General features: G+C 33.5%; 16 protein-coding genes and 4 pseudogenes. 6 read left to right on the forward strand and 14 right to left on the reverse strand.

The window, feature by feature from the left end; all coding sequences use genetic code 11:
• Positions 1-35 precede the first annotated feature (35 nt).
• On the reverse strand, positions 36-1,556 hold the full coding sequence (locus B7700_RS07570; protein ID WP_084888171.1) for a hypothetical protein: 1,521 nt from the start codon (positions 1,554-1,556) through the stop codon (positions 36-38).
• A 65-nt stretch (positions 1,557-1,621) separates the two neighbouring features.
• A complete protein-coding gene (locus B7700_RS07575; protein ID WP_084888172.1) occupies positions 1,622-1,963 on the reverse strand; it encodes a helix-turn-helix domain-containing protein in 342 nt (113 codons plus the stop codon).
• Between the two features lie 847 nt (positions 1,964-2,810).
• Between B7700_RS07575 and B7700_RS07580 the strand changes: the two genes are divergently transcribed.
• Together B7700_RS07580 and B7700_RS07585 are read left to right on the forward strand one after the other, a co-directional pair.
• On the forward strand, positions 2,811-3,107 hold the full coding sequence (locus B7700_RS07580) for a cytoplasmic protein (RefSeq protein WP_084888174.1): 297 nt from the start codon (positions 2,811-2,813) through the stop codon (positions 3,105-3,107).
• 31 nt (positions 3,108-3,138) lie between these two features.
• A pseudogene (locus tag B7700_RS07585) lies at positions 3,139-3,252 on the forward strand (site-specific integrase); the annotation flags it as partial.
• Between the two features lie 553 nt (positions 3,253-3,805).
• On the opposite strand, the gene B7700_RS07590 reads toward B7700_RS07585, so the two are convergent.
• The 3 genes and pseudogenes from B7700_RS07590 to B7700_RS07600 form a co-directional block, all read right to left on the reverse strand.
• The gene (locus B7700_RS07590; RefSeq protein ID WP_084888176.1) at positions 3,806-5,239 is read right to left on the reverse strand and encodes an ATP-binding protein; all 1,434 of its coding nucleotides are present in this window, start codon (positions 5,237-5,239) and stop codon (positions 3,806-3,808) included.
• Positions 5,240-5,425: 186 nt separating this feature from the next.
• Positions 5,426-6,496: a PD-(D/E)XK nuclease family protein gene (locus B7700_RS07595; RefSeq protein ID WP_084888178.1), complete on the reverse strand. Its 1,071-nt coding sequence runs from the start codon at positions 6,494-6,496 to the stop codon at positions 5,426-5,428.
• A gap of 145 nt (positions 6,497-6,641) precedes the next feature.
• Positions 6,642-6,884: pseudogene (locus B7700_RS07600) on the reverse strand (type ISP restriction/modification enzyme); the annotation flags it as partial.
• A 338-nt stretch (positions 6,885-7,222) separates the two neighbouring features.
• On the opposite strand from B7700_RS07600, the gene B7700_RS07605 reads away from it, so the two are divergent.
• A complete protein-coding gene (locus B7700_RS07605; RefSeq protein ID WP_084888180.1) occupies positions 7,223-7,690 on the forward strand; it encodes an 8-oxo-dGTP diphosphatase in 468 nt (155 codons plus the stop codon).
• A 397-nt stretch (positions 7,691-8,087) separates the two neighbouring features.
• A pseudogene (locus tag B7700_RS07610) lies at positions 8,088-9,545 on the forward strand (transposase).
• An 80-nt stretch (positions 9,546-9,625) separates the two neighbouring features.
• Here the strand turns inward: B7700_RS07610 and B7700_RS07615 are convergent.
• The 5 genes and pseudogenes from B7700_RS07615 to B7700_RS07640 form a co-directional block, all read right to left on the reverse strand.
• A pseudogene (locus tag B7700_RS07615) lies at positions 9,626-10,206 on the reverse strand (methylase); the annotation flags it as partial.
• Positions 10,207-10,518: 312 nt separating this feature from the next.
• Entirely contained in the window at positions 10,519-10,713 is a 195-nt protein-coding gene (locus tag B7700_RS07620) for a hypothetical protein (protein WP_000469564.1), read from the reverse strand.
• Positions 10,694-11,026 carry a hypothetical protein gene (locus tag B7700_RS07625; protein WP_084888182.1) on the reverse strand — a complete coding sequence of 111 codons (333 nt, stop codon included), beginning with the start codon at positions 11,024-11,026 and terminating at the stop codon, positions 10,694-10,696. The genes B7700_RS07620 and B7700_RS07625 overlap by 20 nt, the downstream gene beginning before the upstream one ends.
• Before the next feature lie 359 nt (positions 11,027-11,385).
• Complete coding sequence (locus B7700_RS07635) at positions 11,386-12,225, reverse strand: phage replisome organizer N-terminal domain-containing protein (RefSeq protein ID WP_001014727.1); 840 nt, start codon at positions 12,223-12,225, stop codon at positions 11,386-11,388.
• Positions 12,226-12,233: 8 nt separating this feature from the next.
• A complete protein-coding gene (locus B7700_RS07640; RefSeq protein ID WP_000005472.1) occupies positions 12,234-12,515 on the reverse strand; it encodes a hypothetical protein in 282 nt (93 codons plus the stop codon).
• 147 nt (positions 12,516-12,662) lie between these two features.
• Between B7700_RS07640 and B7700_RS07645 the strand changes: the two genes are divergently transcribed.
• Entirely contained in the window at positions 12,663-13,181 is a 519-nt protein-coding gene (locus B7700_RS07645) for a helix-turn-helix domain-containing protein (RefSeq protein ID WP_000181350.1), read from the forward strand.
• Between the two features lie 51 nt (positions 13,182-13,232).
• A complete protein-coding gene (locus B7700_RS07650; protein WP_084888184.1) occupies positions 13,233-14,387 on the forward strand; it encodes a site-specific integrase in 1,155 nt (384 codons plus the stop codon).
• Between the two features lie 132 nt (positions 14,388-14,519).
• Here B7700_RS07650 and rpsI read toward each other — a convergent pair whose 3' ends face one another.
• From rpsI to B7700_RS07670, 4 genes are all read right to left on the reverse strand, one after another.
• Complete coding sequence (rpsI, locus tag B7700_RS07655) at positions 14,520-14,912, reverse strand: 30S ribosomal protein S9 (RefSeq protein WP_000075973.1); 393 nt, start codon at positions 14,910-14,912, stop codon at positions 14,520-14,522.
• 18 nt (positions 14,913-14,930) lie between these two features.
• Entirely contained in the window at positions 14,931-15,377 is a 447-nt protein-coding gene (gene rplM / locus B7700_RS07660; RefSeq protein WP_001044624.1) for a 50S ribosomal protein L13, read from the reverse strand.
• 215 nt (positions 15,378-15,592) lie between these two features.
• Complete coding sequence (locus B7700_RS07665; protein WP_049542523.1) at positions 15,593-16,792, reverse strand: ABC transporter permease; 1,200 nt, start codon at positions 16,790-16,792, stop codon at positions 15,593-15,595.
• Positions 16,789-17,682: an ABC transporter ATP-binding protein gene (locus tag B7700_RS07670; protein ID WP_084888186.1), complete on the reverse strand. Its 894-nt coding sequence runs from the start codon at positions 17,680-17,682 to the stop codon at positions 16,789-16,791. Before B7700_RS07670 ends, B7700_RS07665 begins: the two co-directional genes overlap by 4 nt.
• Positions 17,683-17,844 lie beyond the last annotated feature (162 nt).

A 17,844-nucleotide genomic window follows, 5' to 3' on the forward strand; every position in this document is an offset into this window, starting at 1 on the left:
TTTTGTGGTCGAGAACTATTTTGTCCCAAGCTCTATTATTTCAACCTTGCGAAATAGAAGAAATATCTATTATCTATCGTTTTATTCTTAAGTTTAAGTAATTCATTAAGCTCTTTTCTCGTTATAACAATACATTCAAATTTCATTTCAGTTATTTTAATAGCGAAAATAAAGAACGATATGCTATGATCATTAATTTTTTTCTCTGTCAACACATTCCATGAATGCCACTCAAATTTCTCCTTATCACTATCTTTCATTTCTGGAATAAAGTTTTTACTAATACTAATAAAACTATTGTCTTTAGACATGTTATTAAGTGAGGTTTTATATACTCCTTTCAAGATATTGAGAATCTGCTGTTTAACACCTGAATTTTCTTCATTTATACTAACGTTTAAAGCTTTTCCATATTCTATAAACCTGTTTATCGGTCCATAGTCTGATAAATCTCTACGTTCATATATAAAAGGCCTTCGATACTCCTCCTCATCTTCTCCTCCTATATCAGCCAATATCTTTTGAGTCTGATTCTTTTGTTTTCTATTGATTGCTGAATTTAAATCTTTTTGATTATCTTTAGAAATTTTTTGTTCAGTGGACATTACAGTTTTTTCTTTTGAAATTTCTTGATCAGTCTGATATTTATGAATAGAACCAAATTCATCAATATAGAAATAACTTTTTAACTCAATATCATCCTTAATTTGAGAAATTTCCTCAGAAGTTAGTTTCCTGTCCAAGAAAACATCTTTAAAAATATATAAACCATCATTCACAGTAATAAACTGCATTAAGTCATTAGCTTTAAACTCACAGCCATAAAAAGACGAAGCTCGTGCATATTTACCAAGTAAATCAGAATTTTTATTAAAATCAATAGCACAAACATCTTCAAAATTCATATAATGAGGAGCTGTAGATTTTATTTTATGTATAATTTTATTATTGAGAATCCTCCAAGAATAATATAGTGAATTGGGATCTTTTGAAATTTCAAATTCAGGTCTAAGATTCTTTAATTTTTCTTGTATCGATACAAATAAGGACAAGAAATCAATAGGTTCAAATGATTCATTCTGTTTATCTACTTCACTTCCTGAAATTCTCTCAAACAGCTCAATTCTATCAATAATCTGTTCAAGGCTAACCAAAGTTAAAATTTGATTCATTTCTTTTTTGTGAAAATCTTCTTTCAATTTCAGGTAATCACTTTTTAACTCCGTATATACTTGATAAATATATTGCTTCTTTTTAGTCTCATTCTCTTCTTTTTTTTCTTTTTTATCTTTTCGATACCATGTTAGCAGAATAGGAAAAGCAACTGCAATTCCAACTATAACCTCACCCGAAACTAGTTTATGAAACATACCCGTTTCAGAACGAAAAGAATTGTAGCCTCCAAAAACGATTGCTAATGAAAATAACGAACCTAATAAAGCTTTACTTAAATCTTTGATGTAGTCATCTTTTGACCTATTTATATTCCACAATAAAAAAAATAAAGCACTCAAAAATATTATAGCAATCCAAAATTCTTCATGATTAATAATCAATTTTAAAGCCTCCAAAATGTTAACAATATTATATCAAGCTATTACTAGTTTTTCAATAGTTATCACTAATTCTTTCTCTCAAAATACTTCTTCCGCTCTTCCATAAACTCAATCAACTCTTTCTTGAATACTTCCTTTTCTTCTTCGGTCAGTCCCTTTGAGTTCATACGGAAAAGCAATTCAATATTATCTAATTCATCTGATTTTTCTTCTGAGTTCCCAACTAAATAGTCAATTGAAACATTCAAAACTTGTGCAATTTTAACAAGATTTTCCTGTGTTGGTTTTTTTACTCCACGTTCCCATGAAGCATATGCTTGTTGGGAAATGTCTAGTTTTTCAGCTATTTGAGCTTGTGTTAGTTTCACCTGTTTCCTTAGTGTTTTCAAGCGTTCTGCAAATTCCATATGTGACCTCAAAAAAATATTTTAAATTTTTGCAAAAAATCGTTGACATTAACAGCTAATGGTTGTATAGCAATTGAAAATAATAACCTTATCTTCAAGGCTAAATCACGATCATTAACAATTTAATAAAAAGTGCGTCTGACAACCAGAAGACTGATTGCCAAAACTACACTAAACTTCGTACCTTTATTGTGAACGTTTTGGAAAGAAAAGTCAAGTCTGTTTGATGGTTGAAGTGAAGATTTAAAACATTTAAAACATTTTTGTGGGCTTCCACGCATTTCGGACTTTCGCACTTTTCCGTATAGTAAAGTGAACTGGCTTCGCCAAAGGGCGTAAGAGAATCCAGGGGGTATGATAGTGACTACCTTTTGAGATTGGCAGGGAAAGCAATGGTAATTTACGCAAAGTACCTTGCCTAAACGTTGCCACCGTGAAGGAGAGTTCCTTCAACCAAATAACTTTTCTTTACTGCTGTCTATCTACCTCAATAGACTCGCTCTAAAGCTACTATGTATTCTTTTTCTTGGTAGCTTTTTTACTTTTACAATAAAGGAGGAAATTATGACAAATTTTTTTCGCACTACAATGTAAACGACTTTACGATAATTACACATTTACTTATAGAATCTTCAGTTCATCTGATAAACTAATCACACAACTATACACTCAGGCTTTGAATAACTTAGAGTCTTTAGCAAAGAAATCACTTGTTACAAGATTTTCTCATGCCGAAGTGGAATTCTATACTAGAAATGTTTAAACGTAAACTTTCTACTCACTACTACTCAAGAGTGATGCTACCAGCTTAACTATTTTTATTTTACAATCAGAAAGGAAACAACTTATGATCCCAGAAACTTTAAAAATGAAACCAGAATTTATCGGCACTGCTTACTACGAAAAATTGGGGAATGCTCCACGCTATGTCTTTGGTAAGGAAGGAAAGTACCAAAGACATATTTTAAATAGTGAAACTCATGGTGCCTTCCACGTTATTACAACGGCTTCTACAACAGTCTTTCCAGAAGATGCTCTTGTTGAAGCAGTTAATCCTATTTTTTTATCGGACACTTCGCTGAATGGAAATTCTGTTGCACCTGCTCTCAACGTTTTTGCTGAGAAGCTAATACTCAAGAAATAATAAAATAACTAAAACTGGATTAAACTATGGAATCTATAAAGCACTAACGCATAGTGAAACGATTACAACAAAGACTTATGTCAACACTTCTAATGTAGTTCCTATGGCAGTTGGTGAATTTGCTTTAAAGTCTCTAAAACAATGAGGTGAAAATAAGGTAAACTTTGAGGTAAACTTTTCAAAAAAACACGAAAAAAGCACCCATAAGGTAAACTTTTGAGTGCTTTGAAACGTTGATATAATCGTATTGATTAACGTTTACTAAATTGTGATGCTTTACGAGCTTTCTTAAGACCTGGTTTTTTCTACATCATGATATTTATGGTAAATTATCACTAAAATCAAGTAAATTTAAGAGATAAATCCTTAATCTTTACATATATAATCCTTTTAAAAATCGAGAGGTTATCAAAGGGTTATCACTTTTTTAGTTTTCGGAGCTTATGTAGTTGAGAAACAACGATTTATTTTTCTTCGTTTTTCTTCGTTTTTCTTCGTTTCGTTACTTGTTGTGAAATGATGTATAATAAAAATCACATTCCCATACAAACAATTGAATTGCAAAATTATAAAGCGAATGAATTTCATGAATTTAAAAGTAAGCTTACTTTATAAATTCACTAATTAGTAACTATGTTTTCTTCGTTTTTCTTCGTTTTTCTTCGTTTTTCTTCGTTTTTCTTCGTTTTTCTTCGTTTTTATTTCATTTCTAATTTATAGTATTGACTGCGATCTTTCGTACTTGTCCCATACCATGTTAAAATGCCTTTTGCTCTCAACGTTTTCAATAATTTGGACGAGTAAGAAACACTCCTACCTAAGAACTCTGCTACTTTTTTAGTTGTCATAGGTTCTGCTGTATTGTACATATACTGTATCAATAGTTTTTCATCAACACTTAAATCACTATAATCTCTAAGTTTACTTTCCAAAGAATCACGCGTTCTCAATGTTCTACTTGTAATACTGTTTTCTAATGTTAAAACTACTTTGTTACCTGGTTCAGAGTAACACGGTTCATGGAGAAAAGCAGATTCCATTTCAGAATAGATTCGTTTTACTCCCTCATTCATTTCTCGGACCCATCCAAATTCAGTTAAGGTACGAGCTATACGCGGATTTCTAGAAAAACGTTCATGTCTTATATTCTCAACAGTTACAATATTCGGTAGTTTTCCTGGGCTATGAATCTCTAAACGATTATCAAACATCAATACCCTGATATGATCTCCGTATACTGAATAATTCCTGTGGGTTACTGCATTTACAATTCCTTCAAACCAGGCAAATTCAGGATATTCTGGAAGTATCTGAAATCTACCATCACTATCTAGATACTGAAACTCTCGTAGCTGGGTTCGAATAAAATCTCTAACTTTAACAATTAATTTAGGCAATGCATCATCAAATGTTACTTCCTTAATAACATTAAATTCACTTCCTGTACCTACATCTACCCCATCAAATCGTTGAAAACGAACACGTGCTTGAGGGAAAAATGCTGAAGGATACTTACCAAAGATAAGAATAGCCGCCTTTGTTAATTTACCATTGATAAGAAACCTTCTTGCCTTTAATATCTCCTCAGTTGAACGTTCTGAAATATCAAAATGGTCCTTAAAATCCTGAACCAATAGTTCATCAATATCATCTAATGTGGCATCTTCAATGATTTCATCTTCAAAGAAACGCTGTCCCTTATCATAACTAAGTTGTATACGTTGCTCATAACTCAACTTGACTGATTCGTCTCCCTGTCGTAGATAAACTTCATCATTTGGAGCGGCAATCACTCGATTCGATGATAATTCAACTGAGATAAGCAAAATCAGGTCGTCTTCTCCCTTATGATTGATCACAGGTATTTCCTCAAAAGATAAATCCAACGGTGTATCCCGCATCTCTCGGTCTATCTTTTTGAAATCATCAATCGGATAGGCTTTCCCATCCTTAAAACCAGTGATAATATTATGCTGCTTTTCATCTTCAATCCCGATAATCAACTGACCTCCGTCAGCATTAGCAAAGGCAATCAAGTGCTTAAGTAGTTCTTGTGGCTTCTTTCGTGCGGATTTCCGATCCAAATATTGATTTTCCGGCGAGAATTGCCAGTAATTAAAGTCATATTTCATTTATTTTCTCCTAATTTTTGGTTAAATAATAATGATTATTCTGCATTCCTTACTGAATCTGTTTTTCTTAAGATAATAGGCTAGGTGTTTCATTATGATGAGGGCGAGCACACTTTTCAACCTTAATATATAAATCCTTTAGAAGATTGATACTTATCAATACTGCTCCACCAGTATTTAATTTTTTTATTTAGTTGTTGATTTAATATTTTCTAAAATAATATCTTTAACAATTTTCAGATCCGCTTCAATTTTCTTAATATCCGTTCTTATATAATTAATCAATTCTTTACTAGATACATGTTTTTTTATATGAGCATAATCATAATAATCTTTTTTACCATATGTTTTCCATTTTTTTCTTGAAGATGATTTTTCTAAAATTGGATTATCCTCTAGATTGAAATTATACAAACAAGTTTTCTCTTTTATACTATCACATATTCTTTCTAAATCACCTAATTTTGCTTTATCTTCAAGAGAAAAATTAACCTTATGTCTATACTGTTTTCCTTGTATCTGAATATCAAATGATGACGTAGTACCTTCGATAGGAAGATAAATCCCAAAATGATGAGCTCCTCTTATCCTACCAGAGTATGTTTTATATTCTAAATCAGAAATCTTATTCTCTAAATTCGCATAATGAATCTTCTCGACAACAGACCTTAATCTCATACCTTCAAGTACTTTATTATTACACTCTTCTAAAAAGTATGATTCGCCATAACTTATCTTTTCAATAAACTCTTTCACATTCTTCATATATTCAACATAATCTGTTAAGAATAATCTAAAAGTCTCATCTACTTTATCAAGTAAATCACTATAATATTCAATTAGCTCACCATAACTTCTTCTAAACCAACTATCAGGTAGTTCAAATTCAGGTTTAACTAAACTAAGAAGTATCCCTTTAGCATTAGAATCTTTTTCAGAATAACGAATTAATTGACTTTTGTCTGGTAAAGACTTAACCTTATTTTCTATAAAAATAACATGAGTCCTTCTATCCTCATCAATAACCTCGATAGTTAAATCAATCGAATTTTTTTCTCTGTAAACCTTTAAATCTGTATATTTTTTATTAATATCAATAACATTACTAAAAAACTTATGATTAATAAATTCAGACTTCTCCAGAACAACAGCAAATAGATTGCTGTGATATAATTCTAAATTGCTTAGTGACAGTTGATAATTCAGTGTATTTTCTATTTTATTCCTAAGTGTTAGTAACTCATTATAATTTTCCATTTAACAACTCCTTTACTATGATAATTAATGTAATGTACTTGTTTTTATTATATCATAAGATAAATTAATCAGTTTATTGAAAATTTAATTTAAATAAAAGAAGACAAATACACTTTAGACAACGTATTCATCTCCTTATTAAAAACTATTCATCAACTTCGAATTTAGGTAAACTATTTATTAAATCAACCGTTTGGATAGTTACATTAATAATTCTCAATAGCAACTTGAAGATATACTTTTCATCATCACTATAATCATTTGGATCATCAGTGATTACAGATTTTTTATCAGTTTTAACTTGATACCGATCTATAATCCATCCAATAGCAGAGCTCCCATTTACAACATATTCATAGGCTTTTTCAGGAATATTACTAATTCTGATATAAATTACATAACCTATACCATCCATTTCTTAAAATCCTTCAGATATCTTGATTTTATTATCAACTTTTCTTAAAGGTAAAACAAGATCCACATATATCCCATTTGAATCAATAGAAAATATATACAGAAAATCAATGAAATTCTATTTTTTGCCACAGTATAATAAGGTTAACTAGTCTTGTAAAAATTATTTTATCGTCATATCTGAGAGTTAATCAGCTATTTCATAAAAATCATCAATCTTTGGCTGAGACACATTTGTCACAATCATAAATAGCATATAGTTCTTGACATATAGTATAATATATGAAAAAATACTTATTGGAGGTTGATAATATGACTGAAAAAATCAAAAACTGGGTTAATATTTGCGTTTTGAAAAATCAAGAAATTTTATTACTTAATAGACAGCACGATAATTTTCCTGGTTGGATTCCACCAGGGGGAAAAGTTGAATTCCCTGAAAGTTTTTTTGAAGCTGCACTACGGGAGCTTAAGGAAGAAACTGGACTCACTGCATTAAATCTTGAATTAAAGGGAATTTCAGGCTTTACTAATTCAATTGGTAATGAGAGATTTGTCTTCTATGACTTTTTATGTACTCAGTTTACTGGTGAACTAAGCACATCTGATGAAGGTGAGCCAAAATGGTGGAATCTAAAAGATATTGATAAAATACCAATGCAAGATGATATAAGAAAAAGGATACCGCTTTATTTAAGAAAAGGAAGCTTTGAAAGTATTAACTACTGGGATAATAATAAGAAATGCATTAGTGAAAACAAAACAATTTTATTTGACTAATATTCTCTACGGTATGATCAAATACAAAAGTCTCAATCCATTAGTAATTTTTGTATACTTTAGTACTCAATTTTATTGGTACTGAAGTATCGTTCAATTGATAACTTTTTCTCCCCTTTTCCTTTAGCCCAGTTCAACAACACTAATATAATTTTCGCTTCTCATATTTATAACTAATTAGTGTGTGTACATATATTCATAAAATATCATTAATGTACTCTTACTTTTCAGCAATTCTAATTTTTCCAAATTAGAAGCTTTCAAAAAGTTCAGCATTTATTTTATAATGATAAATTGTAAAATATAGTGCAACAAAAAACTCATAGCGTTTCATGAGCCCACTGAAAAAGTCATCAAATTGATGGCTTTTTTGTTAAACTAGAGATGAGGTGAAATGATGCTTGATAATCAGTTAACTATGGATGTCAGTCCTTATTCTAGTTTGTATGATATCGTGGTTCCTAAAACCCACTTTTTTCGTCAGCTAACTGAACTCTGTGATTTTAGCTTTATTCATGATGAACTAGAAAAGAATTATCGTCCCTATTTTGGGTGTAAAGCTTATTCACCGATTATGATGTTCAAATATCTCTTGTTAAAAGATATTTATAAGTTATCAGATGTCGATGTGGGGGGACGTTCCTTGTCAGATATGGCCTTTAAATTTTTTCTTGGTCTAGCTCCTGAGGATTCTGTTATCGAGCCATCCTCACTGACAAAATTTAGAAAGCTAAGAATTAAAGATTACAAACTGCTTGATGTATTGATTCAGAAGTCTGTTCAAATTGCACTCGAACACAACTTGATTAAGAGTAAAATCCTCATTGTGGGTGCCACTCACACCAAATCTCATTATAATCCTAAGAAACCCCAAGAAATTCTTAGGAAGCGTTCAAAAGCTTTACGTAAAACGATTTATCAACATTCAGAAGATATCAAAATAGAATTTCCAAAGAAACCTCAAGAAGATAAACTCGAAGCAGAATTGACATATACAGAGGAGTCAATGGCTATGGTTAAAAAACACGAGGAACTCTTAGCCCTACCGGCTGTCTCTCAAAAGTTCAATTACCTAAAAGAGTCTGTTGAGGACGACTTAGAATACTTGGAAGCTTCTGTTAAGGAGGAGACTAGGCTCGGACATAAGACAGCCGACAGCTCTTTCTATGGATATAAAAGTCATATCGCTATGACGGATGAACGGATTATTACTGCTTGTGTGGTCACTTCTGGCAAACAAAGTGATAGGAAATATTTACCTGAGTTATATGCTAAAACAAAGGAAAATAGTCTGGACATCGAGACTATTATTGGTGATGCGGCTTATTCAGGAAAGGACAAGATTCAACTAGCTCGCAAAGAAAAGATTCATTTGGTGTCAAAACTGAACCCTTCTGTTTCAAAAGGTTACCGTAAAGAAGAGGAGGCCTTTGAATTTAATAAAGATGCAGAGCTATTTGTCTATCCAGAATGACACATGGCTATTCGCAAAGCAAGGACAGGGAAAAAATATCAAAATAAGAATTAAGTTGTCACTCATTACTTTGACAAAGATAAGTGCAAGAGTTGCCTTTCCAAGGAAGGTTGTTATAAGGAGGGGACAAAGTCTAAGACTTATTCATTAGCTATTAAGAGTAACGACCATCTTTTCCAGAAGAAATTTCAGGAAACACCTTATTTTAAAGAAATTACCAGACATCGCTATAAAATCGAAGCGAAGAATACCGAACTAAAACAGAGACATGTCTTTGATGTCGCAAGGGCATCGGGTCTTTTCAGCATGGAGTTACAGACAGCCACAATCATCTTCGTGGTCAATATGAAACGAATTATGACCTTTATAAATACAAAATAACTGAGGAATTCGCTCAAATTGATGAGAGATTCCTCGATTTTCCTTTCATTAAAAGTAAGCTCCTTATTTTTTCAGTGGGCTCGTCCTTCTACTATTGTGTTATCCTCAACTTTTTTACCTAAAAGCTCTGATAAAGCAAAAGGAACTTTTCTTACCAAACTAGAATGCCCTTTGATAAGTTGCCATTCATTAAACCCAATAGGCTCATCTGTAACAGGATGACGTTGAGTCAAGGTATTTCCTCTAACAATATTTTTATGAATAAGATAATATGCAGATTTATAGATATCACTTCTACTAGTTAGCTTAGTACTAAAAATTTGTTCGTACCAATCTAAATAATAAAGAAACATACGTGAACGTGCTACTTCTAAATTATCTTCGAGAAATTCTATCCCATATATAGAGGATAATGCAATCAATGATTTTGTCTTCCAACTTCTTTCATCATATTGCATGATAACGGCAGATAATTTTCTTTCTAAAATAGCTTGCAAAAAATTCCCATCTCCTGCAGAAGGTTCTAAAAACGTTGCAGAAATATTTCACAAGTCTCTTTAATACCTGGAGTATCTAACATTTTCTGTACCATCCAGGATGGTGTAAAAACCTCTCCATGCTTTTGAACACGCTTTTTTGATTTGATTAAATTTTCTTTCAAAGTCTACTCCTTGAAAACGTTTATCTTTTAATATTATACCATTTTTTAATCTTATATCTAACTATTTCTAAAGGGGTTTGGGGATTCCCCAAAATTCAAATCACCTCAAAAGTACATACACTATGTGTATACAAATTTTGGGGGTGATTTTGGGAGTGTGTGTATACAGACTCTGAGCTCGCAAAGTCATATTATGAGAAATCTTTCCTTCTCGATAAAATAATCCCAAAAATCAATTTGACTGTCATTTGTGTGTACAAATATTTTAAGAAGATATATAAAAAACGCTGCAAAATTTTTAACAGCGTTTCCTTATTTTAAAATTCTCATATGTCTTTCTTTTTTATGGTTAGCATCATAGTATTCCAGCATCGCATGATACAAACGAGCCTTCGTTTTATCTTGTTGTTTAATTCCATGAAGAAATAATTCTGCTCGCTTTAATTTCAGTATGTATTCGCATATCTGATCGAAATCCTTATCCATATTACTTTTGAAAATAAACATCTTTTTCCTCCATCACGTCAACTATTTTTTGCATCATAATAGACATATCCATTTTATTTTCATAGCTTATTCTCCCAACTACAGTTGCAAGACGGGCTATAGAATTGATATTCTTTCCGACTTGTTCCAACTCTTCTGTTAAAGGAACTAAACATTCAAAAGAAACTTTGTGAATGTTCAAATCTGTTCGGATTAATTTTTTTCTAGCAAACTCAGAAAAATTACAAATATTTTCCTTCCTCATACAATCATTTAATTTTTTATTTTCTTCTTCTGTCAAAAATACCTGTTTCAACACCGATTTTATTCTCATAATCTTATCACCTCGTTTTCTTATTTAGTCGTTTTACAAGTTCTTTCACTTGTTTACTTGTCTTCTTTTCATATTCTATCATCAGCTCAACGCAGTAGTGAAATATCCTTACATTATCCAAATCCTCACTTTGTTCTGCTATTCTTTCTAACTGACGTAAGTTATTGATAATTCTTCTAACTTGAAATATAAAGTCATGATAAGATTCAAAATCAAATTGAAGATAAATAGGCGAGCTCTTAAATAACATTTTTCTGGCATAAGAGGAAAAACTTAGATGATTTGTCATTTCAATCAAGTTATTCACTATTTCATTTTGCTCCTCAGTGATGTAACATTTCTTTAGAACAGTCCTATATCTACTCATTTATCATATACTTCTTTCGGGCATTTTCATGGGCAATAGCTTTGCACTCCAGCATACGTTCCTGCTTTAAATTCTCCATAGACTTAAATAAATACGCCAAAGGAGACGTCGCATCCTCAGGAATCCGTTCAATCATGCTAATGACTTCATCACTAGTTACATACCCACTAGCCAAATACTCGCCTATCTTCATCTTCTGAGCATGTGTTAAAGTGTAATTGTTAGGATACAAAAATCTATCATTGTACTTATAAGAAATGGATTCTAACAAAGAATAATATTTGGGTGGAATATAAGTTTCAGGCTTTCTAGAACTATTATCCAGTATATTCTCAATCTCTTTCTTATTCTTACTCTTGTTCTTAATCTCTTGCGTTACATTATCATTTTCATCCGTTACTGTAACGTTACAGTCTAAAACGAGTTGTGGCTCGCCTGTAATTAGTGCTTTTTGTTTTTGTCTATGACGAGCAACACGTTCCCTAGTTTGTTTTCTAATCTTTTCTAGTCCATCTATATTCTGATGTTTCTCCCATTTTGGAATGGTAATAGCGCCATCTATGATTTCTATCATGCCAAATTCTTCAAACATGCTGAGAGCTAATTTTACAGATGTAGCCTTTCGCCTAAACACTGTTGAAAGCATCTCTTCTGTGTAATAAACCTTGTTCCCTAGACTTAATATGCCACTATTATTTTGCTTTCCTGCAAGCACCAGAATTTTAAACCATATTACAATAAGAGTATCTCCTTCTGGCATTGATTCTATTAGCTGAATTTTTTCATCATCAAATATATCTGTTGTTATCTTGATCCACTGAACACCATTCATACGAGTACCTATCTTTCATATTGCTTCAACCATCGTGTTACTGCTCTTTTATCGTATAAAGTCACTCCATCAATCACCATGGTTGGCATTCCTTCTTTCGTCCATTTTTGGATTGTTGTCGTAGATACATCTAACCACCTAGACAAACCTGACATACGAACCATAGGTTTATAAAGTTCTTTATCTTCAAATACTCTTGCTACAGCATTTGAAATCATCTCATCATAGTGAGCACGTAATTGCTTCTCTAATTCTTTAGGAAGCTGGACAACTAAAGTAGTTTCCGACATAAATTCACACCTCATTTCTAAATTAAATAAGCTCCGAAACCATTTAATTTGTTATTCATTTTGAATTATATATCCTTTTTGAATTTTTGTCAAGCTTTTTTATTCAAAAAGAATAAAATGTGTTATAATGATAAAAAGGAGGTTCTTATGACGAATCATATTACTAAACTGATAGAAAATAGCGGAAAAAAATTGACAGAAATTAGCGAAGCTACAAATATAGCCTATCCTACACTTTCTGGATACAATCAAGGAATCCGCAAACCTAAAAAAGATAATGCTGAAAAATTGGCAAAATACTTTAATGTTTCCGTCGCTTACATTATGGGACTTGATAGCAACCCACACGCTCCATCAAATCTTAAAATTGTTACAGATAGTTTCAAAACATCTAAAATTGGTTCTGTGACACCTTTTAAAAGCGATATGGAGAAGTTAAAGAAGAGCATCGAATTTGGCGAAAGGGCATTAACACTACCACTTGATGATAGTTTTTCAGATGAATTTCGTCATATATTCTCAGAATATCTAGCTGAGAAAAACAAACGTTTTATGTCTGAGTTTATAGACTATATGAATCACCAAAATAAAGATTCTAAAGTTTGGCAGAGCTGGATTAAAACAGACGAATACGCTATCCGCCAAGAAGATAGAAAAAATAGATAGACACTCATTTCTCAATTACATAAGCTCCGAAAACTTAGATACGGAGAAAAAATGTCTATACACAAATACAAAACAAAAAAAGGAATCCTATACTATGTCAGCTTTTACATTGGCTTAGATGCTTATGGAAAGAAAAAAAGGCACTTAAAGAGAGGGTTCAAAACCAAAAAAGAGGCAAAATTGTACGAAGCTCGTTTAGAAGCTGGTGTCGTTTCCCCCACAGTAAGTACCGACAAACCTAACCCCAAAGTCACTTATAAAGAACTTTATCAAGAATGGTTTAAGGCCTATGTTGGTACCGTTGAAGAAACAACTTCTTCCCAAACTAAGAATATCTATCGAATACATATTCTACCAATATTTGACGATAAATTTATTGACCAAATCAGTCCTTTAGACTGTCAAAACTTTATTACACAAAAATCTCAGACTTTCAAAAATATCAAACAGATAAAATCCTATACCTCAAAAATTTTTGATTTTGCAATCAACATGAACTACATTGATCGAAATCCAATGAAGAATGTTATCATGCCTAAAATCAAAAAAACTAGATCAGATAATTTTTGGTCTCTGGAGGAATTACATCATTTCCTTGATATAGTGAAAGAAACTGAGCCATTTAAACATTTTGCTTTATTTAGACTGCTTGCATTTAGTGGACTACGAAAAGGGGAGTTATACGCTTTAAAATGGGCTGATATTGACTTTGATAGCAATCTATTGAACATAGATAAAAGTCTAGGAAGAATTGACGGTAAAGCGATTGAAAAGAGCACAAAGAATGAATCTTCAGTTCGTACAATCTATCTTGATGATGAGACAATCGATATTATTAAGCAATGGAGAAATTTCTATCTGAAAGAACAATCTCAGTTCCCTCTTACAAAGCTGAATATTAGTAACGAATATATGTTCTCTTACATATCAAGTAATGACAAAATTGAACCTTTGCATGCTGATTACATTAATAACGTACTGAATCGAATTATTAAAAAGCATAAATTAAAACCAATTAGCCCACATGGGTTTAGACATACACATGCAACACTTATGTCTGAAATTGGAATAGACCCTTCTAATACATCAAAACGTCTCGGTCATGCAAGCAGTCAGATGACATTAGATGTCTATACTCACACCACGAAAACTGGTGAGAAAAACTCTATTGACAAATTTGCAGATTATCTCAATAAAGCAAAATAGAATTATGATTTTTAAAATTTTGAAGAGGTTATCAGAAGGTTATCACAAAGTTATTCTAGCTCAAAAATCGACAAAAAAGCACTTTGCAAAATCTTTGCAAAGTGCTTTGAAACGTTGATATAATCGTATTGATTAACGTTTTGAGAATTGTGATGCTTTACGAGCTTTCTTAAGACCTGGTTTCTTACGTTCAACTTTACGTGAGTCACGTGTAAGAAGTCCTGCGCGTTTCAATGAATCGCGGAAGTCTGGGTCTACTTGAAGAAGGGCACGAGCGATACCGTGACGGATAGCTCCTGATTGACCAGCGTATCCACCACCTACAACGTTAACGAAAACGTCGTATGAACCTACAGTTGAAGTAACTGCGAACGGTTGGTTGATGACAAGACGAAGGTCAGCGTGTGGGATGTACTCTTCAACATCTTTTTTGTTAACAGTGATTTTACCAGTTCCTGGAACAAGGCGAACGCGTGCAACAGCGTTTTTACGACGTCCAGTACCTGCATATTGTGCTTGTGACATACTTTATTGTTCCTTTCCTTAGATAAGTCCTGAAATATCAAGAACTTCTGGTTGTTGTGCAGCGTGAGTGTGCTCAGCTCCAACAAATACTTTCAACTTCATACCTTGAGCGCGTCCAAGAGTATTGTGTGGAAGCATACCTTTAACTGATTTCTCAATCAAACGTACTGCATTTTTAGAACGAAGTTCACCTGCAGAGATTTGTTTCAATCCACCTGGGTGGTTTGAGTGAGTGTAGTAGATTTTATCAGTTGCTTTTTTACCAGTCAATTTAACTTTTTCAGCATTGATAACAATTACAAAGTCACCTGTATCAGTGTGTGGTGTAAATGTTGGTTTGTTTTTTCCGCGAAGTACGCTAGCAACTACTGCAGAAAGACGTCCAAGTGGTACATCAGTTGCGTCAACTACGTACCATTTACGTTCAACTTGGCCTGGTTTAGCCATAAATGTTGTTTTGTTCATGATTTCTCCTATATATAGTTCGATTTTTGTTTACGGTGATGGGTGTTCCTTCCCATCGAAAAGTATTTGGAAGGTTCCGGGGCCTTTCAAATGGGGTAAACAATACCGCCTACTATCATACCAAATTTCACCCCTAAAAGTCAATAGATATGAAAAATATTTTTCTAAATTCCACTCTTTTTGTCTCTAAAAAACCTCGCTTTCGCGAGGCTCTTCTATTTATAAGATAAGGCACGTTTAAAGGTTTTCCAAGGACCTAAATCATCTGTCTGCAAAACGAGACTAGCATACATACGTCCGATAAAGACTGTTGCAGTTACTGCAAAAGCAATCGTAATCGCAAGCGAAATCCAAGCTTCTAACCCATTTGCATAGCCATTAATGGCTCTAAATGGCATGAAGAAGGTCGAAATAAAGGGAATATATGAACCAATCTTCAAGATGAGATTGTCACCAGCTGCACCTAGAGCTGTCACTCCAAAAAAACCACCTATAATCAAAATCATCAAAGGCGACAAGGCTTTTCCTGAGTCCTCAGGACGAGAAACCATAGAACCTAGGAAGGCTGCTAAAACAACGTACATAAAGAGGCTAACCAAGACAAACAATAAGGTGTTGAGCGAGAAAGCCTCTCCTATATGGTTTAAAATACCAGATTGTGCCAAGATTGGTAGGTCTTTAAAGAGAAGAATGGCAGCAAGTCCACCCACGACGTAAATGCCAATATGGGTCAAAATCACAAGAAGCAGAGCCAGCATGCGAGCGTAGAAATAATGACTAGCTCGGATACTAGAGAAGACCACCTCCATGATTTTGGTTCCTTTCTCGCTAGCCACTTCCTGAGCAGTGACACTAGCATAGGTAATCAAAATCATATAAAGGAAGAAACCAAGCCCTGCGGCCGCAATGGTTTGAACAATTTTTTTGTTTTCCTTAGATTCATCAATCTTCTCAGTAAAATCAACGGTTTGACTCAGGCGTTTTTCCTGTTCTTGAGACAAATTAGCTGCCGAACGATTGAGTTGGTATTGCAGTTCATTTAGTCTATTGGTTACAGCTAGTTTGATGCCACTTTCAAGAGAGGTTTCACCATGATAGACGGCCTTGATGACGCTGTCCTCTTGGTCGACGGTTAGGTAACCCTTGATTTTCTCATCCTTGATAGCAGTTTGGGCACTGGCTTCATCCTTATAATCAAAGTTGATACCATTAGTACCCTTGAGCCCTTCTTCCACAGATGGCACTGTTGTTACTACTGCTATCTTGCTATTCTTGGCCATAGAAGACCCTTGGAGGTAGCCAATTCCTACAGATAAGGCTAAAAAGAGGAACGGCGAAATCACCATAAAGAAGAAACTCCATGACTTAACATGTCGAAGATAGGTTTCCTTCATTACAACCCACATATTTCTCATACTTCCACCCCTGATTCTAGTTTAAAGATTTCATCGATTGTCGGCGCTTGTTGATCAAAAGTTGCGATATATTGCCCCTGAGTCAAGATTGGGAAGAGTTCCCTTCCAGCGCTCTCGTCATCTAGGATCAATTTCCAACTGCCTTGTTTGGTCAAGCTCACCTGTTTGACATGAGGAAGATTTTCCAATTCTTCCTTACTTCGTTCACTTGAAACAAAGAGACGCGTTTTCCCGTAATGATTGCGGACATCCTGAACTGGTCCATGCAAGACCACACGGCCATCTCGAATCATCAGAATATCATCACAAAGCTCCTCGACGTTGGTCATGACATGGTCAGAAAAGATAATAGTTGCTCCGCGCTCTTTTTCCTGAAAAATGACTTGCTTGAGCAATTCTGTATTGACTGGGTCCAATCCACTGAAAGGCTCATCCAAGATAATCAGGTCTGGTTCATGAATCAGAGTAATAATGAGCTGAATCTTCTGCTGATTTCCTTTTGACAGACTCTTGATTTTATCAGTCAGTTTCCCTTTCACTTCCAACCTCTTCATCCATTGAGGGAGTTTTTCCTTGACTTCCTTGGCATCCATACCTTTTAGAGTCGCCAAGTAGCGAACTTGTTCAAGGACTGTCAATTTAGGCATGAGACTGCGTTCTTCAGGCAGATAGCCAATCCGAGCGTAGGTCTCCTGACGAATATCCTGACCATCCAGACTAATTTCTCCTTGATATTCTAAAAACTTCAAAATACTGTGGAAAATCGTTGTCTTCCCAGCACCATTTTTCCCGACTAATCCCAAAATACGACCTGGTCGCGCTTGAAAGTCAATACCAAACAAAACTTGCTTAGGTCCAAAACTTTTCTCTAGACTTCTTACTTCTAGCATCTTTCACCTCCGAAATGTCTTGCACTCATTATACTCCTTTTTGATAGCTTTTACAATGATTTCTGTCCATTTTTATCATCCTCATTTTAGTAAAAAATCTTAGGGTACTTTGAGTTATGAGTACATTATACACTGGTAAACTCCAATTTATCTTCTCTGTTC

Source organism: Streptococcus mitis, from assembly GCF_002096755.1.
GTDB classification, from domain to species: domain Bacteria; phylum Bacillota; class Bacilli; order Lactobacillales; family Streptococcaceae; genus Streptococcus; species Streptococcus mitis_AC.

Excerpts from the sequence above, each read along its gene's own strand:
- B7700_RS07575 (WP_084888172.1), bottom strand. The coding sequence starts at position 1,963 with ATGGAATTTGCAGAACGCTTGAAAACACTAAGGAAACAGGTGAAACTA.
- B7700_RS07580 (WP_084888174.1), top strand. The coding sequence starts at position 2,811 with ATGATCCCAGAAACTTTAAAAATGAAACCAGAATTTATCGGCACTGCT.
- B7700_RS07590 (WP_084888176.1), bottom strand. The coding sequence starts at position 5,239 with ATGAAATATGACTTTAATTACTGGCAATTCTCGCCGGAAAATCAATAT.
- B7700_RS07595 (WP_084888178.1), bottom strand. The coding sequence starts at position 6,496 with ATGGAAAATTATAATGAGTTACTAACACTTAGGAATAAAATAGAAAAT.
- B7700_RS07605 (WP_084888180.1), top strand. The coding sequence starts at position 7,223 with ATGACTGAAAAAATCAAAAACTGGGTTAATATTTGCGTTTTGAAAAAT.
- B7700_RS07620 (WP_000469564.1), bottom strand. The coding sequence starts at position 10,713 with ATGTTTATTTTCAAAAGTAATATGGATAAGGATTTCGATCAGATATGC.
- B7700_RS07625 (WP_084888182.1), bottom strand. The coding sequence starts at position 11,026 with ATGAGAATAAAATCGGTGTTGAAACAGGTATTTTTGACAGAAGAAGAA.
- B7700_RS07635 (WP_001014727.1), bottom strand. The coding sequence starts at position 12,225 with ATGAATGGTGTTCAGTGGATCAAGATAACAACAGATATATTTGATGAT.
- B7700_RS07640 (WP_000005472.1), bottom strand. The coding sequence starts at position 12,515 with ATGTCGGAAACTACTTTAGTTGTCCAGCTTCCTAAAGAATTAGAGAAG.
- B7700_RS07645 (WP_000181350.1), top strand. The coding sequence starts at position 12,663 with ATGACGAATCATATTACTAAACTGATAGAAAATAGCGGAAAAAAATTG.
- B7700_RS07650 (WP_084888184.1), top strand. The coding sequence starts at position 13,233 with ATGTCTATACACAAATACAAAACAAAAAAAGGAATCCTATACTATGTC.
- rpsI (WP_000075973.1), bottom strand. The coding sequence starts at position 14,912 with ATGTCACAAGCACAATATGCAGGTACTGGACGTCGTAAAAACGCTGTT.
- rplM (WP_001044624.1), bottom strand. The coding sequence starts at position 15,377 with ATGAACAAAACAACATTTATGGCTAAACCAGGCCAAGTTGAACGTAAA.
- B7700_RS07665 (WP_049542523.1), bottom strand. The coding sequence starts at position 16,792 with ATGAGAAATATGTGGGTTGTAATGAAGGAAACCTATCTTCGACATGTT.
- B7700_RS07670 (WP_084888186.1), bottom strand. The coding sequence starts at position 17,682 with ATGCTAGAAGTAAGAAGTCTAGAGAAAAGTTTTGGACCTAAGCAAGTT.